This is a genomic window from Kocuria sp. CPCC 205263 (assembly GCF_040981075.1).
GTDB lineage: Bacteria > Actinomycetota > Actinomycetes > Actinomycetales > Micrococcaceae > Kocuria > Kocuria rosea.
The window spans coordinates 172,592-191,525 of record NZ_JAVKPV010000003.1 but is presented as its reverse complement, the minus strand read 5'-3'; the positions used below and the strand labels follow the sequence as shown (position 1 = coordinate 191,525).

Here is an 18,934-nt window from a genome sequence, read left to right as displayed (position 1 = left end):
AAAGCGAAGACGTTCAGCGCCGGCTTCCACCGTGTGACCCATCGTGTCTGACCGGTGCTCTCGGGTCCAGGGATCGCACGACGAGGTACAGGGTCTTCATCGCGGACTGCTCGTTGGGGAAGTGCCCCCGGGCCCGTACGGCCCGGCGGAACCGGGCGTTGAGGGACTCGATCGCGTTGGTCGAGCAGATGACCCGGCGGATCTCCACGTCGTCGTCCTTCGAAGGGCACGAACTCCGTCCAGGCCCCGCGCCACAGCCGGCTGATCGCGAAGGTACCGGGCGCCCCATTTGTCTTCCACTTCCTCCAGGGCGGTCTCGGCGGCTGCCGCGGTCGGGGGCGGTGTAGACGGGCTTGAGGTCCTTGGCGAGCTCGTCCCAGTACCTCCGTGAGGCGTAGCGGAACGTCCCGCGGATCAGGTGGATGATGCAGGTCTGCACCGTGGCCAGCGGGAACACGGCGTTCACCGAGTCCGGCAGGCCCTTGAGCCCGTCGCAGACCACGAAGAACACGTCGCGCACACCCCGGGACTTCAGGTCATTGAGCACGGCGTACCAAAACTTCGCCGACTCCCCGTCGCCGTCCCCGGCCCACATCCCGAGGATGTCTTTGTGCCCGCCCAGGTCCACCCCGATCGCGGCGTACACCGGGCGGTTGCGGACCTGCCCGTCGCGGACCTTCACCATGATCGCGTCGATGAACACGGCCGCGTAGACCTGCTCGAGCGGCCGGGCCCACCAGGCGGTCATCTCCTCGATCACCCGGTCGGTGATCCGGGTGACAGTGTCCTTGGGGACCTCCGCCCCGTAGACCTCGCCCAGATGGGCGCTGATCTCCCCGGTGGTCAGACCCTTGGCCGAGAGCGAGAGGACGACCTGGTCCAGGTCTGTCAGCCGTCGCTGGCGTTTGCGCACGATCACCGGCTCGAAGGACGCCTCGCGGTCCCGTGGGACCTCGATCTGCACGGGGCCGGCGTTGTCGGTGATGACCGTCTTGGCCCGTTTCCCGTTGCGGGAGTTGCACCGGTTGCGCCCCTCTGACTCGCCGGGCTGGTAGCCGAGGTGTTCGTTCATCTCCTCGTCCGCCGGTGGCCTCGACGACCATCTTGGTCAGCTGCTTCAGCAGCCCGCCCGGGCCGGTCAATGCCGCCCCGCTGGCGCGGGCGGCGCGGGCCAGTTCCCGGACGGTGTCTTGGTCGGCCGCGCGTTCTCTTACGGCTCGTCACCGGACTTCGGTGGGCTCACGTCCACCAGTGTCTCGATCTTCTCGCTCATGTCGACCCTCCAACCCCGAACGGGGTGATTGGGCCTCTTACACCGTTACTGCGATAGTCCCTCGCTCTCGCGGAGAGTGGCCGTTGGCCGGCCATATGTAAAGCCGGAGGGTCCAAGTTGCTTCTGGCACTCGCCGCCCGCGGTTCAACCCGCGTTGCCCGGTCCCTGCGTGTGGACCCAACTTGTCGTGAACCACTGGACTCGGTCCCTTCGCCGACATGCAGGGACCTGTGCGCACAAGAAGCGCCCAGGCCATCCTGTGCTTCTCGAGGAACCTCTTCAACGACCTGTTGTTCACATCACTAGTACGTATTAATGTAATGGGCAACACGCTTCTTCCTCTGCTTTGCACTGCTGACGCGCATCCCCAGAACTGTAAGGAACCACCTATGAAGCTCGGACTCATCACCGACTCCGTCAGCCATCTGCCGTTCGAACAAGCCCTGGACCTGGCCCAGACCCTGGGGTTGAGCTCAGTCGAGGTGGCTACCGGCAACTGGTCCGAGAGTCCCCACGCCGATCTGCCCGCCCTGGTCTCCTCGCCCCAGGCCCAGGCCGAGTTCACCGGAATGATCGCCGACCGCGGCCTGAGTCTCAGCGCGCTGACCGCTAACGGCAATCAACTGCACCCCGTCAGCGGACCCGATCAGGACCGAGTGGTCCGCGACACCATCAGTGTGGCCAGTGAGTTGGGCGTGCCCACCGTCGTGTTGATGTCCGGGCTTCCCGGAGCTCGCGGTGACGCGGCCCCGAACTGGATCACCACCTCCTGGCCGCCGGAGAACCTTGGGGTTCTGGACTATCAGTGGAATGAGGTCGCGCTTCCCTACTGGCGAGGTCTAGCTGCCTTCGCCCGGGACAAGGGCGTCCGGCTGGCCGTGGAGGCCTGCGGTGGTCAGCTGGTTCACAACGTGGCCACCCTGTTGCGGCTCATCGACGCCGTCGGTGACGACGTCGTCGGCGCGAACCTCGATCCCTCCCACTTGATGTGGATGGGTGCTGACATTCCCGCCGTCGTCCAGGCGCTGGGCTCCTCAATCATTCATGTTCATGCCAAGGACATCCGTCTCAACAAGCCCGTTGTTTCCCGGGACGGGCTGTTGGATACGGTGCCGATGGACCAGGCGGCTGACAGGGCCTGGAACTACGTCACCCTGGGTCTGGGACATCCGGACGGGGCCGCCTTCTGGGCCGACTTCGTCTACCACCTTCGCTCGGTGGGCTATGACGGAACGCTTAACATCGAGCACGAGGACACCTTGGTCAACTCCATCGAAGGAGTCACCCGGGCGGCCACCATGCTCCAGCAGGTCGTCCTGGTCGAGGCCCCCGACTGGCAACCCGCCAGCATCTGAATCAAGGGACTGCCGCACGACCGGGTGTCACCTGATCGTGCGGCAGTCCCTCATGTTCTGTTGCTCGTTCAGTCTTCGTCCGTGTTGCGCGTGTGTCGTGGAAGGAATGCCGCGGCCAGGAGGGCGACGATTGCGAGAACTGTGCCGACTGTGAAGGCAGCGCGTGCACCATCTGCGATGGAGGTGGCGTCGGTGCCGCCGGCGTTCGAGCTGAGAACCGCGATGAGTACTGCCAAACCGGCCGCGCCACCGAGCTGTTGGATGGTGTTGAGTGCGGCGCTGCCGTGCGGAGCGAGAGCGCTGGGGAGGGATCCCAGCGACATGGTGAAGAGAGCGACCCAGGCGAATGCTTGTCCGGCGCAGATGAACACGTACGTGGCCAGGACCACCCACATCGAGGTGTTCTCGGTGAAGGTCGTCATGAACCACCAGCCGGCCACGACGACGATGGCTCCCGGGATCGCAAGCCCGCGGGCTCCGAGGCGGTCGTAGTAGCGGCCGACGAGGACGGACACGATCCCGATCGTTGCGCCGCCGGGCACCATGAGCAGCCCGGTCTCCAATGCTCCGAGTCCGAGGGATTCCTGCAGGATGAGCGGGAGCAGGGTGGCGAGACCGAAAGCGCCCATCACCAGGAACAGGAAGACGATGACGGGTCGTGCGAACCCGGCATGCAGGAAGATCCGCATGTCGAGAACGGCCGCGTCGCGGCGCTGCAATCGGAGCTGACGCAGCACGAATGCTGCGATACCCACCACGCCCAGCGGGATCGCGATCCAGAAGGTGGGCGAGAAGTGACCGCCGCTGGATTCGCCAGCACTGGCTAAGCCGTACACCAACGCTCCGAATCCGATCGCGGAAAGCACCAGCGACAGCGTGTCGAATCCGATGCGCCTCGGCGTGGTGAGGTTCGGCATCTTGATCGCCCCGATCAGGAGGCCCAGGAGCGACAGCGGCAGGATGATGATGAACAGCCACCGCCAGGTCAGTTGCGACATCACGAGGCCGGAGAAGGCGGGACCGAGAGCGGGTGCCACGGCAGACACCGCAGTGACCAAAGCCATCATCTGTCCACGACGAGACGGCGCAACGAGACCGATCGATGTCGTCATCAGCAGCGGGACCAGCACCGCCGTACCGAGTGCTTGCACGATCCGGCCGGTGAGCAGCAGCGCGAAACCGGGGGCGACGGCCGCGATCAGGGTGCCGAGGGTGAACAATCCGACGCTGACAATGAAGATCGTCCGCAGCTGGAATCGCTGCATGATGTATCCGGTGGTCGGGATGATCACCGCCAGGGTGAGGGCGTAGCCCGTGGTCAGCCACTGCCCGGTCGTAGCCGTGATGTTGAGGTCGTCCATGATGCGCGGCAGCGCCACCCCGACCACCATCTCGGACAGGAACGCCACGAACGCCGAGAAGACCAGGACAGAGATCGTCAGGACCTCCCCCGGGGACAATCGCTTCGTCGGTGCCGGGCTGGTCGCGATCGGGCCGGTCACCGGTCCTGGGGGATCGGCGATGATGCCGACGGGCCCGGTGGCAGGGGCGAGGTGCGTGTCACTACTCATGAAATCTTGACTCCAAGGTGCTCGTGTCATTAATCGGCTCGGGGGCGGAATCCACAGGATCACCGCCCGGACAGAGCACTGCGCCATCGGAGAGCTTGTCGGTATTCAGTCTCAACATTCACACTAGTGTGAAGGTCAAGTTCCGGCTTAGCGGCATCCGTGGTGGTGTTGGCGCCAGCGCTCGGGCCTGTCGTCCCAGTGAGCGATCCCCGGTGCCTGGCATGGGGCGGGCGCCAGGCACCGGAGTGAGGTTCGGCCGGCTGGCCGTCTTCAGTTACGCCAGGGTCCGGGGTTTGACTGCCACCAGTATTAGGGCGCCGAGCACGGAGGCGAGGCCGCCGAGGACCAGAGCGGTCTGTACACCCGCACCGTCGACGAGGAGTCCGCCGAGGAACGCGCCGAGGGCGACCGCGACCTGGAACACCCCTGTTTGGAGTCCGCCGACGCTTTCCAGGCGGCTCGGTTCGGCTCGTGCGAGCCAGGTCGAGATGACTGTAGGCAGAGCACCGAAACCGGCCCCCCAGAATGCGGCTACGGCGAAGAGAAGTACGGTGCTGCTGCCCATGCACACGAAGGCGATCATCGCGAGGCCGAGGACGAGCGGGAAGACCAGTGCCGCGATGCGCAGGCTGCGGTCGGCGAGGGGTCCGGCGATCAGATTGCCGCCGACAATCCCGAGGCCGTACACCAGGAGCAGGACAGCGAGCTGCTCGGGATCGAGTCCGCCCACCTCTGCGGCTGCAGGACGGATGTAGGTGAAGCCGGCGAAGTGCCCCGCCCCCATCAGCGCCATGGTGAACAGACAGACCAGAATCAGTCGGGAGCGCAGTGTCTGTACCAGGGGTTGGAATCCGCTCGACGGGCCGGTCAGCATCGAGGGTAGGGCGATGACCTGGATGATGATCGCGATGATGCCCACGCCCGCGGCCAGAGCGAACACCGCGCGCCAACCCCATACTTCACCGAGCAACGTACCGAGCGGGACGGCGGCGACCGTGGCCAGTGTCACACCAACGTTCACGATCGTCATACCCAGGCCGAGCTTGGACGCCGGAACCAGGCGCGCGGTGATCGAGATGGCCAGCGCCCAGAACCCACCGATCGCGACGCCGAGCAGGACGCGGGCGGCGAGGAGGATCGGGTAGGTCGGCGCGATCGCCACCAGCACGTCGGAGACGACGGCCAGCGTCGAGAAGATGATCATCAGGTGCCGGCGGTCCATGCGCGACAACAGGACAGGGATGGTGATGCCGGAAACGGCTGCGACGATGGCGGTGATGGCCACGGATTGACCCGCCCGCCCCTGTGTCACTCCCAAATCTATGGCAATCCGTGAGAGAAGGCTTGCCGGCAGGAATTCGGCCATCACGAGGGCGAATACACCCACGCTCAGCGAGGCCACGCCCGCCCATGATGGTTTCTGCGTCGGGGCTGCGGGGTCGGACGGTGATCGGTTACCGCCGATCTCCTGTGTTGCTGTCGCGTCGTGCGAAGTCATGCGTCAGTCATCCTGGCTTGCGTGTGAGTGGGGGTGACGTAGTGGGGCCGCAGCGTCAGCTGTAGCAGGCACGGTTGATGGCGACGAGGAACTTGCCGTCCGGGGTGCCGCCGGCGGCGATGTAGCCGCCGATGGCGTCCATGGCCAGATCCCGGCGCTGCGGGACGCGCTCCTTCTCGGCCGCTGCCAGGAAGGCGGGCATTTCCTCGCGCGTACGGTCGGTGCAGTAGACGGGGGCACCGGGCTGTTGGCGCCACGACTCGGCGAGGACTCCGGCATCGACAGCGTCGAAGCCGGTCTGCTCGACCAGGGACATCGCGAGGGCCCGGTGGTCGTCGCGATCGGAGGCGACCGGGATGGCGACCCGGCCTGCAGTGCCGGCCTCGGTGGCCTTGGCGTCGAAGGACTGGGAGGTGATGGCGTTCCAGGCTTTCGTGACGGGGCGCCCGAACACCTCCGACAACCACATGCTCTCGGGTTGTCCCGCCTCGAAGGCGGGGATGATGCCGTCGCGGGCCGGGTAGTAGTTGGACGTGTCGATGATGACTGCGCCCTCGGGGGCGCGCCTCACGTGGGCGGCGATGTCCTCGTTGCGGTTCATCGGGACGGAGACGATGAGGACATCGACGTCGGTGGCCGCTTCGGAGGCGGTGACGGCTCGTGCACCGGTGCTCAAGGCTGCGGCGGCGATCGTCTCCGGGCCGCGGGAGTTGGCGATCGCGACGTCATGTCCCTGCCGGCTGAGCCGCCGAGCGATGGTCGAGCCGATCGAGCCCGCGCCGATGATTCCGATTTTCATGCTTCTCCTCGTGAGTTCCTGGTCCCTCCATTCTCAACCTTGCCACTAGTGTGAAGGTCAAATCGGGAAGGGAATCACGGCCGGAGTCCGGGGTCCTGAGTGCGCGCACAGCGGAGGGTCGCTAGGGCGTGTTGCTAAAGGCCGTTCTGTGGCGTGCGAGTGAGGCTGGAGGTGTGGCGCGTACTGAGATCTCCGACGAGGCCTGGGCTGTGATCGGTCCGCTGTTCCCGGTGCCGATGGCGACGGGCCGGCCGCCAGTAGAGCGTCGCGCGGTGGTCGAGGCGACCGCGTGGCGTTACCGGACCGGCGCTCCCTGGCGCGAAGTGCCGGAACGGTTCGGGAACTGGAATACCATCTATAAGAACTTCAACCGATGGGCCGAGCAGGGCGTCTGGGCGCGCGTGCTGGAAAAGGCGCAGTCCCTTACGCATCAGCGCGGTGAGCTGGACTGGGTGGCATCGATCGACTCCACGATCGTGCGCGTGCACCAACACGGCGCGACCCTCCCGCGGGAAACAGGGGGCTCGGTCGAACTACAAGATGTTCGGGACGGAACCGCCTGATCACGCGATGGGCCGCTCCTGTGGCGGGCTGACGACGAAGAATCATCTGGTCTGCGACGGCAAGGGCCGCGTTCTCGCGTTCGTGCTGACCCCGGGACAGGCGGCCGACACGAGCATGCTGATCGACACGCTTTCTCAAATCCGCGTCCCAGGGCGCAGCGGCAGACCCCGGTCACGGCCGGACCGGGTCCTGGCCGACAAGGGCTACCCGTCGAAAGCGAACAGAACCTGGCTGCGCGAACGGGACATCGCCACGACCATCCCGGAGCGCAACGACCAGATCGCGCATCGCCGTAAGAAACCCGGCCGCCCGATCGACTTCGGTGACGAACAGCGCGTCCGCTACCGCGGACGCAACGTCGTGGAACGCTGCTTCAACAAGCTCAAGCAGTGGCGCGGGATTGCAATGCGTTCAGACAAGACAGCCCGCAACTACCACGCCGCCATCTGCCTCGCCGCCACCCTCCGATGGGTTTGAGAAAAGGCCCTAACCGAAGGTTGCGGATGGCTCGCCGAAGAGGGTTGCGTCGGGATGCACGCCAAGTCCAGGCCCTTGAGGCACGGCGATGTGTCCGCCCTCGATGCGCACACCCCCGTCGGGGTCGTAGCTGCCATCGAGGTATGGTTGCGCGATCCAGGCGCCTTCGTTGAGGCGAGGCTGCACGGTTGACGCGAGGTGCACGCAGGCCGCTGCGATGATGTCGCCACCCCATTCGTCATCGCTGGTGTGGGGCATGGACCTGATCTCGCAGATGTCTCTGATGAGCGCCATCTGGTGGAGCCCGCCGACGCGGGTGACCTTCATGGCGAAGCCATCGCAGATGCCGCGGCCGATGGCGTCGAGCACTGTTGACACGTCGCGTGTCGCCTCGTCGAGATAGATGGCGTGGTGCAGTTGCGATCGGATGGAGGCGATCTCTTCGATGGTGCGGCAGGGCTGCTCGATGATGAAGGGAATATCTGGGCATTCGCGGCTGAGTCGAAGAGTGTCTCGGGTGGTGAGCCCACGGTTTCCGTCGACGGCAAGTCGCACGCGGTTGCCGACTCGTTCCCACACCTTCCGAATAACTTCGATGTCTTCTTCGATGGGCCGACCACCGACCTTGAGCTGCAGCCGGGGGTAGCCCTCTTCCACTGCAGACTCCACCTTATCGACCATGTCATCGACCGTCTCGCCTGCGCTGGTTGCGTAGTAGGACGGCACTCGGTCGGTGAGGGCGCCGCCGAGGAGCGTGGAGACCGGCACCCCGTAGTGCTTGCCGGTGAGGTCGTGCGCAGCAATGTCGATCGCGGCCTTCGCGGGGTGGTGTCCATCGAGGAGGCCGTGCATGCGGCGGTGCAAGCTGACGATGTGGGTCGGATCCACACCGAGCAGTCCGGGGGCGAGTTCGGAAAGAGCGGCTCGGTCACCAGCCGCGTGGTGGGGCTGGTAAATCGGCGAGATCGGCGAAGTCTCGCCCCAGCCGACGAGACCGTTATCAGCCGTGATGCGCACAAGCGTCGTGGGGACCTCGGTGATCTGCCCGAGGGGCATACGGAAGCTTGAGTTCTTCACCGGGAGCACGTGGTCGAAGACGGCGATTTCGGTGATCTTCATGCGTTGCTGCTTTCTGTGCTCGGAATGGAGCTCGTGAGGGGACTGCGGCGAGTCCTGCTGTCATGCCTTGAACGAGGACTTCGAGATCGTGGGTCGAGTTGATGAGCGTGAACCCCTGAGCTGCCCGTCTTGCAGCATCGACACCCGTGCCTGCGTAAATGCCCACGACCTTGCCGCGATGGTTCGTCTCGACCTCGACGCGTGCGAGTACCTTTGGCAGCCGGCCCGTCGCCTTCGGCACCGGGAACAGCGGACCAATCACAGCCCAGGCCTCGTCGGAGATCTCAGTACGCGCCACACCTCCAGCCTCACTCGCGCACCACAGATCGGCCTTTAGCAACACGCCCTAGTGGAGGGATCGGTCTCGGCCCTGGAAATACAGCAGGGATCAGGATGGTCGCCAGGGGATGTTCCGAGTTCGATAACGCGTCCGAGCACGGTGATGTGGTCGCCGGCGTCGTGTTCTGCCCAGATAGTGCAGTCGAGCCAGGCCAGGCTTCGATCGAGGATCGGGTTGCCCTGTTCTGTCCGACTCCACTGGATGTCTGCCCATTTGTCCGTGCCTCGTCGGGCGAACTGGTTCGATACTGCTCCCTGGTCGCGCGAGAGGATGTTGACCGTGAAGGTTCCGGTGTCGTGGATCCTCGGGTAGGTGGTGGAGGTTTTCATGACGCTGAAGGACACCAGCGGCGGGTCGACGGAGACACTGTAGAACGATTGGCAGGTGAACCCGATCGGGCCTTGGTCATCGTGGCCGGTGATGATCGTGATGCCTGAGGCGTAATGGCCGACGGTGCTGCGGAAGAAACTCTGGTCAATGGTGTGGCTGTGGGTGCCGGCGGTCGTCGTCATGCGGTGGGGTTCGCGAGTCGGGTGTCCAGGCCGTACTGGGCTGGGGCGCCGAGGTGGTCGCGGAGGGTGGTGCCTTCGTAGTCGTCATGGAAGAGGCCGCGCTCCTGGAGCAGGGGGACGACTTCGTCGACGAAGGTGTCGATCCCGTCCTCGTAGACATCGATCGACACCCAGAAGCCGTCGCAGGCGCCTGCTTCGAACCACTCCTGCATGTGGTCGGCAGTGACGGATGCCGGACCCACGGGGGTGGGGTGGTAGTCGATCACCCCGTGAGCGAGGATGTCGCGGAGCGTCCATCCTTCGCGGGCGACGTCCAGTGCCCGCGGGGAGCGGGGATCGAAAGGACTGGGTCGGGCTCCCGCCAACTGGGCGGGCCTGAGTGGCTCGTCGAGCTGGCTCGCATCGAGAGTCAGTCCCAGCATGGAGCCGAGATAGGGCACGAGGGCCGGGGCGGCTTGGTCACCGAGGGCTACGCGGCGGTCAAGGGCCGCCCGCTTGGTGGCAGCGATGGCCGGCATGACCCCGGCGATGAACTTCACCTCGTCAGGGTTGCGTCCGGCCTTGCGCGCTGCATCGCGGATGGCTTCACGCTGGGCGCGCGCGTCCTCGATGGTGAACACGGCGCCGATGACGGCGCTGGCGTACCGACCGGCGATCTCGAGGCCGTTCGCCCCTCCACCGGCCGAGAAGACCACAGGTTGGCCCTGCTCCGACGGTGGAATGGGCAGGGGCCCGCGGGAGGCGACATATTTGCCCTGCAGGTTGATGGCCTCGATCTTCTCCGGATCGATGAACCGAGCGTTCGTCGTGTCCTTGATCCAGGCGTCCTGCTGCCAGCTGCCCCAGAGGGCCTGGGTGATCTGGATGGTCTCGTGGGCCCGCTGGTAGCGCTGCGGCCGGGGCGCGATCTCCTGCCCGAAATTCGCGGCTGAGCCGGTGTCGCTGGTCGTGACGGCGTTCCATCCGGCTCGGCCGTGACTCATCACGTCCAGGGCCTTGAACTGGCGAGCGAGGTTGTAGGGCTCGTTGAAGGTCGTGGAGCCGGTGGCCACGAGGCCGATGCGCTCGGTGGCGCGGGCTATGGCCGCCAGGGTCAGCATGGGTTCCAGGGTGAGCATGGGCGCCTCCTGCACGCCGTCTGCTTTGTAGGCCAGGAAGTCGGGCAGGAACAGGAACGCGAACTTGCCCCGTTCGGCGGCCTGGGCGTACCGCACCTGAGCGTCGAAGTCGGTGTAATTGGCTGGATCCACGCCCGCGGCGCGCCAGGCCGATCCATGGGCGCCGTACCCGTTACCGAGCTGCAGACCGAGGATCATCTTTGAAGAGGAGGAAGTCACCTACCCATCGTGCAACCTTCTCACTAGTGACAAGGTCAAATCACGAGCCTGCTGCTACGCCGGCTGCCGTTTGGTGACGATGCTGCTCTTGCTGCCGACGGCGGCCTCCAGGGCGCGGATGTAGCGGGTGATGGCGTCCCGGTTCTGGGAGAGGACGTCGATCTTGTGGGTCATCCGATCCCGCTCCTGCAGCAGGATCTCCAGGAGCTCCGGGTCCGCGTCATCGACGACGACGGTCTGCGGCTGATTCAGGCACGGCAGGATATTGCCGATGATCCTGGTCGGGATACCCGAGTCGATGAGCCCGCGGATCTTGGCCACGCGGTCCACGAGGTATTCGTCATACTCCCGGTAACCGTTGTCCAGGCGACGCGGTGTCACCAGCCCTTGCTCCTCGTAGTACCGGAGCATCCGAGCCGGCACTCCAGATCTCTGTTCCAGTTCGCCTATACGCAAGATGCCCACCCCTTGGGTCGTAGCCAAGCCCATGTCAACCTTCACACTAGTGGAAGGGTGGCACGGGGAGCTACTCGTGTCTGTGCCCGTGCAGACGTCCTTGAGTATTTGTGCAGACGACCGTGAGAACCGACAACGGGACTGCCGCACGAATGGGTGACAGCTTGAGCTGGCTTGATGACCGCCATCTCGCCATATGTAAAGCGGGAGGTGAGCCGCCCCGGCCGGATGTCTTCTGAGGTGTGGCCATGGCCGCCTCCACCCGTCCCGGTGTCCTGGCAGATGCCCGTGCGATCGCCGCTGCCGACCCCGCTGGGCAGGGCACCGCGGCCACCCTGCTCAGCTACCCGGGCCTACACGCGGTGGCCCCCCACCGGATCGCCCACCGCCTGGGGTCCACCCGGTGGGGTAAACCGGGCGCCCAGGCCATCGCCACCGCTTCGGCGAAGGTCACCGGTATCACCATTCACCCGGGTGCAGTGATCGGGCATCGGCTGTTCATCGACCACGGCAGCGAGGTCGTCATCGGGGGGGGACCAGCGTGATCGGCGACAACGTGACCATCTATCAGGGGGCCAGCTTCGTTGGCGACGGTTCCCCGGGACGGCGCCACGCCCTCGTCGGGGACGGGGTTCTCATCGGTTCCGGGGCCAAGGTCGTCGACCCCGTCACCCTCGGGCCCAGGGCGAGAATCGGCGCGGGTGCTGTGGTCACCCACGATGTACCCGCCGACACCACGGTCGTGGGCATCAACGAATGATGAGCCCATACCGAACCCTCCCTGCATCAGGCGCCACCGGATCCGGCGCGAGTTCGTCACACGGAGAGCGGAATATGGGCGAAGAGGTTCAGGCGGTGTCTGCCTCGACGGGTTCGACCGTGGCGGTCGCTGCAGGGGTACAGGGGGTTGGTGGGGGCAGTGCTGCGCTTAGGTGCGGGGCGATGTGTGCCAAGTGAGCGAGATAGCCGCAGGTCTCCAGCTCGGTCAACGCGAGGCGAACCCGGTCCTTGGCAGTGCTGGCGCGAGCGGCGAGGTCGGCCAGGGCCAGGGTGTGCTCGGGACTGGTGCGGGCCACCGCGCGCAGCACTCGACGGGCCTGCGGGCTCAGCCGGGAGTCGGCGCTCGACTGGTGGATCAGGGCGTCCAGGTCCGGGCGCAACGCCGCGAAGGCCGCCGCCCGGGACAGCGGATCCATTACGGGACTCGCCCAGCCGGCGTGCGCCCCGGCAAGGTGGACATCGTTCATGCGGGCCTCCTCAACCGGGACAACCACCTGAGGGTGGTCCTCGTGCTGCCACAGATTCAGAGGGATGGTCATGGGTGCTGTGTGGGGCCGCCGCTCTGGCGGCAGAAGAATCGCCCCCCGACGACGGAGCCCCAGGCCCCCAATCTTCTGCCGCCAGGACGGCGGTCATTCGACCGGTCTAGAGCGGGTCAGCCCCCGACTGAGCACCGTGCGTGACACCCCCACCGTACCGACCAGTAAGAAGAAGATCGACTTTCATACTGTCCACACTTCCGCTGGCGGGACGCCCCGTCGTGCACGCGAGGCGGTTCCGGTCCGGGTTGTTCGCCCAGGGGCAGCTTCTGCTGGCTCGTACGGCAGGCGGGTGTTGCTGTGGCGCTGGCCCGGCGCACACCAACCCCTACGGCAATAACTACGGCGCGATGGGGTGGTTGTCAGTCGTGCTCGAGAGAACGGTGCTGGAGCCAGCGCCGCGCCTCATAGATCGTTGTGGCGATCAGGACTGCGATGAGTGCCAGTAGCCATCCGAAGGCGAGCCAGCCGATCAGCGGCGGGTCGTAGAGGTCGATGATGTCGTCTGGTGGTTCGAGGGCCCAGGGTCCGAAGTGGATGACGGTCAGGAAGATTGCCCCGCCGCCGGAGAGGAAGACCCAGGTCCCGGGACCGATGACTCCTGCGCGGGAGAGGGCGAGCCTGGTGAGGATCAGCGGGTAGGTGATCAGGCTGAAGGTAAAGGCGTTGACCTCCGCTGTCAGCGGCCAGCCGACATGGTTGCCGCGGATGATGTGATCGAGGTGATGGCCCACGGCGAGAACCAGGGCGAGGAGGATGAGCGCGTAGAGCCGCCGGTTGACCATGTCGCTCCCCCTCGGTGGGCTCACCAGTTCTCCGGTCACCCTGGCATACCGCACGGGATCCGGGAGGGTCGGGGGCACCAGTGTCGCGGTGTGCAGCAGCCGCACAACAGCCCGGGCCGCGGCGGTCGGGGGCTTACCGGGGGTGGGGCTCAGCGTTGCGGGACCATTTCCTTGCTGTAGATCGTGTCGCCGTGACCGTCGCGCAGGCTCACGGTCAGGACGTCGTCCTCGTCCAGTTGCACGTGGCCGAAGAACTGGAAGCGGCCGTCGCGCGGGGAGCCGCCGGTGGGACCGGCCTTGGCGAAGACCTGTTCCGGGCCGAAGGTGCCGTCCAGCGCGTTCGGGCCGAAGGTGCCTGCGTTGATCGGGCCGGCCACGAACTCCCAGAACTCTTCGAAATCGGTGAACGCCGCTCGCTCGGGCGAGTAGTGGTGCGCCGCGCAGTAGTGGACGTCCGCGGTCACCCACACGACGTTGCGCACGCCGGCGTCCTTGAAGGCCTTGAGCACCCGGGCCAGCTCGAGTTCTCGGCCCAGCGGGGCCCCGTCGTCGGCGTTGCTGATGGACTCTTGGGCCTTTCCGTCCGGGACGATCACCCCCAGGGGGAGGTCCGCGGCGATCACCTTCCAGGTGGCGCGCGAGGACTTCACGCCGTCGATGAGCCACTGCAACTGCTCCTCGCCGAGCAGGGGCGTGGCCTGGGGCTCCAGACCGGTGGTGTTCTTGCCCTTGAACGTGCGCATGTCGAGGCAGAAGACCTCCAGCTGCGGGCCCCGCTGGATCCGGCGGTAGATCCGCTGGTCCTCGAAGCCCGTGGTGCCCGGGCGCAGGGCACGGGCCTCGCCGGTCGGTTGGTACTCCTGCCAGGCTCGACGCCCGCGGGCGGCCAGGGTGTTGACGTCGCGCACGGTGTAGCGATCGTCGTCGAGGATCTCCCCGGCCCACCAGTTGTTGGTGGTCTCGTGGTCGTCCCACTGGGCCACCACCGGCACGTCGGCGTACATCGCCCGCACGTTGTCGTCCATGAGGTTGTACCGGTGGCGGGCGCGGTACTCCTCCTGGGTCTCGGCGACCTTGGTGACGCCTTCCGTGACCAGGTTGCGCCAGATGCGGCCGTCGGCTTCGGTGACTTCCGCCTGGATCGGGCCGTCGGCGTAGATCGTGTCCCCGGAGTGGATGAAGAAGTCCGGGTCCAGGTCGTGCATCGCCCGGTAGGTGTACATCCCGCCGAGGTCGGGGTTGATGCCCCAGCCCTGTCCGGCTGTGTCGCCCGTCCATACGAAGGATTGGCTGCGGCTGCCGGCGCCATGCCCATGCCCATGCCCGCCAGAACGGCCCTTCCTCTGGCCGCCCGGCGCGGTCCGGAAGGTGCCGTGGTGGACGTCGGAGAACACGCCCTCCTCGTCCTCGAAGCGCACCTCCAGGGCGAAGCGCGTGCCCGAGGGCAGATCCGTGGCCCCGATCTTGACGGTGTGGTCGGTCGCCTCGCTCACCCACCCGGAGGTCAGGGTCCGCTCGAAGCCGCCGCGGCCGCGGAGGGGCGCGCCCTCGGCGTCCACGGCGCGCAGGCGCGCCACCATGCGGCCCGTGCCATCCGTGCGGGACCACAGGATCCCCGAAGTAGAAGTCACGTCACCGGTGGCGATGCCGCTGGGCAGGTGCAGGCGTCGGCGCACCAGGGCCGGGGACGGCGGTCGGGTCGGTATCACGGGGCCGGCGGCAGAGGCCGCGGTCGTGCCGGCGACGGTCAGGGCGGAAGCCGCGAGGGAGCCCTGGAGCAGTCCTCGGCGGGAGAAGTTGGCCATGCGTCGATCCTCAGCCCCGCGTCTGACTTGGGGTTGAACGGCCGGCGACGTCCCGTCGACCGGCCGGTGAGTGCCCGGTAGGGCGGTCGCGCCGACGGGACACCAGCAGGTCACACCCACCCGTCGGCGATTTCCCATGCTCCGTTCCCTGAAGGAATCGTGGGCCATTGGTGGTCCGGTGCGGATCATGGTGGCGGAGGAGGTCCTGCCACGGCCAAGCCCTCGTCCGCCTGCCCGCCCCGGGACCCGCAGGAGGAACGGGTCCCACTCTGCGGAGAGCGCTGCGCCAGCCAACGAGCCGACCGGGGCAAAAAGCCAACAGGACTGATGCAGGAACTTCCGTGAGTTACCAGCCGCTGACTGGCCATCTGTGAAGCGGTGGGGGACGGACGCGTCCTAGTTTGGTTGCCCCCGGATCAATCAGTGACCATTCGGTTGGCCATCATTGATGATCGGTCGTCATCGGAGAGATCGGGGGTGTCAGTCGTGCTCAGCATCAGGGGCCCAATAATCGTGCCGGCGTTCTTGGCGGTGAGCATGATCGTCCCGATGCCTACCACCACCCCGGTGCACAGCTCGATTTCGCCGATCAGCCGCGGCACTCTCACCAGCATGGGTCAGGAGCCCAGGCATGGTGGGGCGAGGTTGGTGGAGGGCGGATAGCAGCGAGGGGCCCGGGGACCACCGGTGATGACTGGGGTGAGGGATTCCAATGGCTGCACGGCCCCGACCATGAATGCAGAAGTAATCGTGCCGATCTGGTCGTCACGATCCGTCCATGCGCTGGTGGGCTGGATTTCATCTGCCCGGAGCAGACTGGGCATGTCGTCGACGTCTCGATGGCACGGGGGAAGGGGATCCGCCATGGCTGACATGAACGTGCCCGATGAGGACCTGGCTCGGCTCCGTCCCGGGGACCGGCTGGATGCCCGCCGAGACGGGCAGGTGCACCACCGCGGGGTTGTCGATGCCACCGTCCCGCGCCTGGGAGTGGTGTGGATCCGCGAGAGGAGTACCGGGTACCGGAAGATGCTCAGCACCGATGACTTCGAGTTGCGCTCCGACCGTCACGCGCGCACCGTGGCTGAGCACCAGGAGCTGGCATGAGAGCGCTGACCACCGAGCTGACCGTCCCGACGCTCCTGCACAGGGCCACCGAGCACCTCACCGACCGCTGGGCCGGGGTGTTCTTCCCCGAACTGGTGCACCGCTGCGTGGCCCGGGCCCACGCCGGCCTAGCATCCACCGCCCGGGTCCACACTCACCTGGGTCCCATCGCCGTCCACGCCGCCGGGAACCGGTTGGCCGCCCTGGCCCGGGCCAAGGGGGCGGCCTCGGCACCGGTACGCCAGGTGTTGTTCATCGACGCTCACGACACCGGCCTGGCTGCGATCGCCGCCGGGCTGCTGGCCCACCACGCCGGGACCGCGGTGGTGACTTGTTCGGCCGGGATCGACCCGGGAACCGCCGTGGATCCCTTCGCGGTGGAGGTGCTGGCCCAGCACGGGACCGAGCCGGCCGGGCTGGCCCCGAAGCCGGTGGCTGAGGAGGTGCTGCGAGCCGCCGACTGGGTCATCCGCCTCGGTGTCGGTGAGGCCCTCCCTCTCCCACCGGGCCTCACCGCCCAGGACTGGCCGGTGGAGGTAGGCCTGGATGAGGCCCATGGCCGGGCTTTGGTGGCCGACCTCGACGCCCGCGTGCAGGCCCTGTGGGTGGAGATCACCTCCTCTGCTGCGGCCTGGCCCATCACTTCCGGCCGGGCTCCGGGATCCTGAGATGGCTCCGGCGCTGAAGACCGGAGTCCGCCTGTTCGTCTTCGCCACCCCGGCCGGGGTGGCGGTCCTGGCGGTGGTCACCGACACCGCGGCGGTGATGCTGTTGGTCGCGGTCCCCGGCGCCGTGGTGGGTTGGGGGCTGTACCAGGATCAGCGGCGGGCCTCCGTTGCGGCTCGCGCCACCGACGGAACGGCCGGGCACCTGTCGGATCCGCCGGGCACCCGCCCGTTGATCATTCCTTGCCCGGAGGCACCCACGATGGACGACACCACCCTGGGCCGTTCCCAAGCCCGCCTGCTGCACCACGCACTGGGGCGCAGCGGCATCACCGTCCACCGGTTGTGGATGCACTACCTCAGCCTCGGTGGGATCGTCGGGGAGATGGAGCTCGAGGCGTACCTGTATGAGATCTTCCACCTGCCCGCGGTGGAACGCGACCGGTTGATGCACACGGCCAACGCACTGCTGGATCCCCGCTCCCATCCGTTCCTGCCTTGTACAGGCGAGCTGTTGAGGCGTGATCGGGTCCACGATCAACGCGGAGACCATCAGAGCTGACGAGTGCGTCCGTTCCACCCCTGGCCTCCGAGGGTCGGTGGGCTCAGATCAGCCCTGCGGCCACCAATAGCCCCAGCCCGGTGGCAATCAGCACCGCGGGCCCGGTGAACGGGACGGTCCGGGCCATGGTCTGCCCGTCCCGGGCGAAGCGCTGACGGCGCCGGTGGGTGGAGAACAGCGGCCAGGCGACGGCGGTCATCAGCATCAGATTGCTGAGCACTGTCAGCTGCAAGTCGAAAGACACACAGAAAATTGTAGATGCCGCCCGCCGGGCCAGGCTCCCGAAAGGGCCCATCACCGTATCCAGGACGGGTGTTCTTACCCACACTGTCCGAGAGGCCCCAGGGGGGGGGTAGAGCAAGGACGCCGATCACGATGCGCAAGAGACACAGGCGCAGCCATAATGATGCCCCCCGCCGCACGCCAATGTGACACAAGACACCTGGGGTCCATCTGATGGTCATGTAGAGGTCATTGGGGCGTCGCAGACTGTGTCCGTGCCGGCACGAGGCCAGTGCCAGGGCGGGGGCACCGGGCGCACGAGACCTGAGCCCGTCATGAATGGTACGGCCGTCCCGGGGAACCGGATTACGGCGAATCGCCACAAGGTGCTGGCACACCACGACCATGCCGTACCCGCGGCTCCACGTTGAGGAGCCGCGGCTGCCGTAAGAGTGAGCAGCTGGTGGGCGGCCATCACAGGGGGATGTCATGACGGAGCAGGAGATCGATCTGCGGGATCCACGGGTGTTGCACCGGGCCGCGGAGCACCTGGTGGAGCGCTACGCCGGGGTGTTCTTTCCCGAACTGGTGCAGCGGTGTCTCATCGACTGTCACACTGACCTGGCTCGCGCAGCGAGAATCAAGTCCTATCTCATGCCCATGGCCTTACATGAGGCCGCCGACCGGTTGCGGGCCCTGGTCCAAGACCAGGACAGCGGTCATAAGCGGGTGCACCAGGTGCTGTTCGTGGACGACCACGACACCGGTCCTGCCTGCGTGGCCGCGACCCTGCTCGCCGCCCACGCCGGAGAGGCGGTGGTGACCTGCTCGGCCGGGATCGCCCCGGGGGCGGCCCTGGATCCGTACGCGGTGCAGGTGCTGGCCCAGCACGGGGTGGATCCGGCCGCGGTGGTTCGGCAGCCGCTCAGCGCCGCGCTGCTGTCCGCCGCCGACTGGGTCATCATCTTGGGCGCCCAGGACGTGGGACCGGTGGGGGCGGGCACCAATTACCAGCACTGGCCGGTGGACAGCACTTTGGACCCCGAGAGGAACCCGGGGGCCGTAGTGGAGCTTCAGATCCGTTTGCAGGCCCTGTGGCTGGAGATCACCGCCGGCACCGCCGACGGTGCTGGATCCGGACCCGCCCAGGAGCATGCGTGAGCGAGCC

The 18,934-nt window shown here is 66.7% G+C and carries 20 protein-coding genes and 1 pseudogene; 8 read left to right on the top strand and 13 right to left on the bottom strand.

Going from position 1 to position 18,934, the window contains the following annotated elements; genetic code table 11:
• Positions 1-13: 13 nt before the first annotated feature.
• Complete coding sequence (locus RF647_RS05650) at positions 14-1,072, bottom strand: IS256 family transposase (protein WP_368810874.1); 1,059 nt, start codon at positions 1,070-1,072, stop codon at positions 14-16.
• A gap of 590 nt (positions 1,073-1,662) precedes the next feature.
• On the opposite strand from RF647_RS05650, the gene RF647_RS05645 reads away from it, so the two are divergent.
• The gene (locus tag RF647_RS05645; protein ID WP_368810873.1) at positions 1,663-2,628 is read left to right on the top strand and encodes a sugar phosphate isomerase/epimerase family protein; all 966 of its coding nucleotides are present in this window, start codon (positions 1,663-1,665) and stop codon (positions 2,626-2,628) included.
• A gap of 68 nt (positions 2,629-2,696) precedes the next feature.
• On the opposite strand, the gene RF647_RS05640 is transcribed toward RF647_RS05645, so the two are convergent.
• The 3 genes from RF647_RS05640 to RF647_RS05630 all read right to left on the bottom strand — a co-directional run bounded on the left by RF647_RS05640 (position 2,697) and on the right by RF647_RS05630 (position 6,496).
• Positions 2,697-4,199: a DHA2 family efflux MFS transporter permease subunit gene (locus RF647_RS05640; protein WP_368810872.1), complete on the bottom strand. Its 1,503-nt coding sequence runs from the start codon at positions 4,197-4,199 to the stop codon at positions 2,697-2,699.
• A gap of 274 nt (positions 4,200-4,473) precedes the next feature.
• On the bottom strand, positions 4,474-5,697 hold the full coding sequence (locus RF647_RS05635; RefSeq protein ID WP_368810871.1) for an MFS transporter: 1,224 nt from the start codon (positions 5,695-5,697) through the stop codon (positions 4,474-4,476).
• A 55-nt stretch (positions 5,698-5,752) separates the two neighbouring features.
• On the bottom strand, positions 5,753-6,496 hold the full coding sequence (locus tag RF647_RS05630) for an NADPH-dependent F420 reductase (RefSeq protein ID WP_368810870.1): 744 nt from the start codon (positions 6,494-6,496) through the stop codon (positions 5,753-5,755).
• Positions 6,497-6,669: 173 nt separating this feature from the next.
• On the opposite strand from RF647_RS05630, the pseudogene RF647_RS05625 reads away from it, so the two are divergent.
• Positions 6,670-7,537, top strand: a pseudogene (locus RF647_RS05625) (IS5 family transposase).
• Positions 7,538-7,546: 9 nt separating this feature from the next.
• Here RF647_RS05625 and RF647_RS05620 read toward each other — a convergent pair.
• The 4 genes from RF647_RS05620 to RF647_RS05605 form a co-directional block, all read right to left on the bottom strand.
• The gene (locus RF647_RS05620; RefSeq protein ID WP_368810869.1) at positions 7,547-8,656 is read right to left on the bottom strand and encodes a mandelate racemase/muconate lactonizing enzyme family protein; all 1,110 of its coding nucleotides are present in this window, start codon (positions 8,654-8,656) and stop codon (positions 7,547-7,549) included.
• 333 nt (positions 8,657-8,989) lie between these two features.
• The gene (locus RF647_RS05615) at positions 8,990-9,508 is read right to left on the bottom strand and encodes a flavin reductase family protein (protein ID WP_368810868.1); all 519 of its coding nucleotides are present in this window, start codon (positions 9,506-9,508) and stop codon (positions 8,990-8,992) included.
• A complete protein-coding gene (locus RF647_RS05610) occupies positions 9,505-10,845 on the bottom strand; it encodes an NtaA/DmoA family FMN-dependent monooxygenase (protein WP_368810867.1) in 1,341 nt (446 codons plus the stop codon). Before RF647_RS05610 ends, RF647_RS05615 begins: the two co-directional genes overlap by 4 nt.
• A 54-nt stretch (positions 10,846-10,899) precedes the next feature.
• Complete coding sequence (locus RF647_RS05605; RefSeq protein ID WP_368811122.1) at positions 10,900-11,334, bottom strand: MerR family transcriptional regulator; 435 nt, start codon at positions 11,332-11,334, stop codon at positions 10,900-10,902.
• Positions 11,335-11,549: 215 nt separating this feature from the next.
• Between RF647_RS05605 and RF647_RS05600 the strand changes: the two genes are divergently transcribed.
• Together RF647_RS05600 and RF647_RS05595 are read left to right on the top strand one after the other, a co-directional pair.
• Positions 11,550-11,846 (top strand): hypothetical protein, encoded by a 297-nt coding sequence (locus tag RF647_RS05600; protein ID WP_368810866.1) that lies wholly within the window; start codon positions 11,550-11,552, stop codon positions 11,844-11,846.
• Entirely contained in the window at positions 11,843-12,061 is a 219-nt protein-coding gene (locus RF647_RS05595) for a serine O-acetyltransferase (protein ID WP_368810865.1), read from the top strand. Before RF647_RS05600 ends, RF647_RS05595 begins: the two co-directional genes overlap by 4 nt.
• Before the next feature lie 88 nt (positions 12,062-12,149).
• Here the strand turns inward: RF647_RS05595 and RF647_RS05590 are convergent, their stop codons facing one another.
• The 4 genes from RF647_RS05590 to RF647_RS05575 all read right to left on the bottom strand — a co-directional run bounded on the left by RF647_RS05590 (position 12,150) and on the right by RF647_RS05575 (position 15,812).
• Positions 12,150-12,548, bottom strand: coding sequence for a hypothetical protein (locus RF647_RS05590; protein WP_368810864.1), 399 nt, complete (start codon positions 12,546-12,548; stop codon positions 12,150-12,152).
• 434 nt (positions 12,549-12,982) lie between these two features.
• Complete coding sequence (locus RF647_RS05585) at positions 12,983-13,429, bottom strand: hypothetical protein (RefSeq protein WP_368810863.1); 447 nt, start codon at positions 13,427-13,429, stop codon at positions 12,983-12,985.
• A gap of 125 nt (positions 13,430-13,554) precedes the next feature.
• Positions 13,555-15,210 (bottom strand): alkaline phosphatase, encoded by a 1,656-nt coding sequence (locus tag RF647_RS05580; protein ID WP_368810862.1) that lies wholly within the window; start codon positions 15,208-15,210, stop codon positions 13,555-13,557.
• Positions 15,211-15,626: 416 nt separating this feature from the next.
• Complete coding sequence (locus RF647_RS05575; RefSeq protein WP_368810861.1) at positions 15,627-15,812, bottom strand: hypothetical protein; 186 nt, start codon at positions 15,810-15,812, stop codon at positions 15,627-15,629.
• Between the two features lie 262 nt (positions 15,813-16,074).
• Here RF647_RS05575 and RF647_RS05570 point away from each other — a divergent pair, with 262 nt between their 5' ends.
• The 3 genes from RF647_RS05570 to RF647_RS05560 are packed head-to-tail and all read left to right on the top strand — an operon-like array spanning position 16,075 to position 17,544.
• The gene (locus tag RF647_RS05570; protein ID WP_368810860.1) at positions 16,075-16,317 is read left to right on the top strand and encodes a hypothetical protein; all 243 of its coding nucleotides are present in this window, start codon (positions 16,075-16,077) and stop codon (positions 16,315-16,317) included.
• Positions 16,314-16,985 carry a low molecular weight phosphatase family protein gene (locus RF647_RS05565; protein WP_368810859.1) on the top strand — a complete coding sequence of 224 codons (672 nt, stop codon included), beginning with the start codon at positions 16,314-16,316 and terminating at the stop codon, positions 16,983-16,985. Before RF647_RS05570 ends, RF647_RS05565 begins: the two co-directional genes overlap by 4 nt.
• Position 16,986: 1 nt before the next feature.
• Entirely contained in the window at positions 16,987-17,544 is a 558-nt protein-coding gene (locus tag RF647_RS05560; protein ID WP_368810858.1) for a hypothetical protein, read from the top strand.
• A 43-nt stretch (positions 17,545-17,587) separates the two neighbouring features.
• On the opposite strand, the gene RF647_RS05555 is transcribed toward RF647_RS05560, so the two are convergent.
• Positions 17,588-17,788: a hypothetical protein gene (locus tag RF647_RS05555; protein WP_368810856.1), complete on the bottom strand. Its 201-nt coding sequence runs from the start codon at positions 17,786-17,788 to the stop codon at positions 17,588-17,590.
• A gap of 467 nt (positions 17,789-18,255) precedes the next feature.
• Between RF647_RS05555 and RF647_RS05550 the strand changes: the two genes are divergently transcribed.
• Positions 18,256-18,927, top strand: coding sequence for a low molecular weight phosphatase family protein (locus RF647_RS05550; RefSeq protein ID WP_368810855.1), 672 nt, complete (start codon positions 18,256-18,258; stop codon positions 18,925-18,927).
• Positions 18,928-18,934 lie beyond the last annotated feature (7 nt).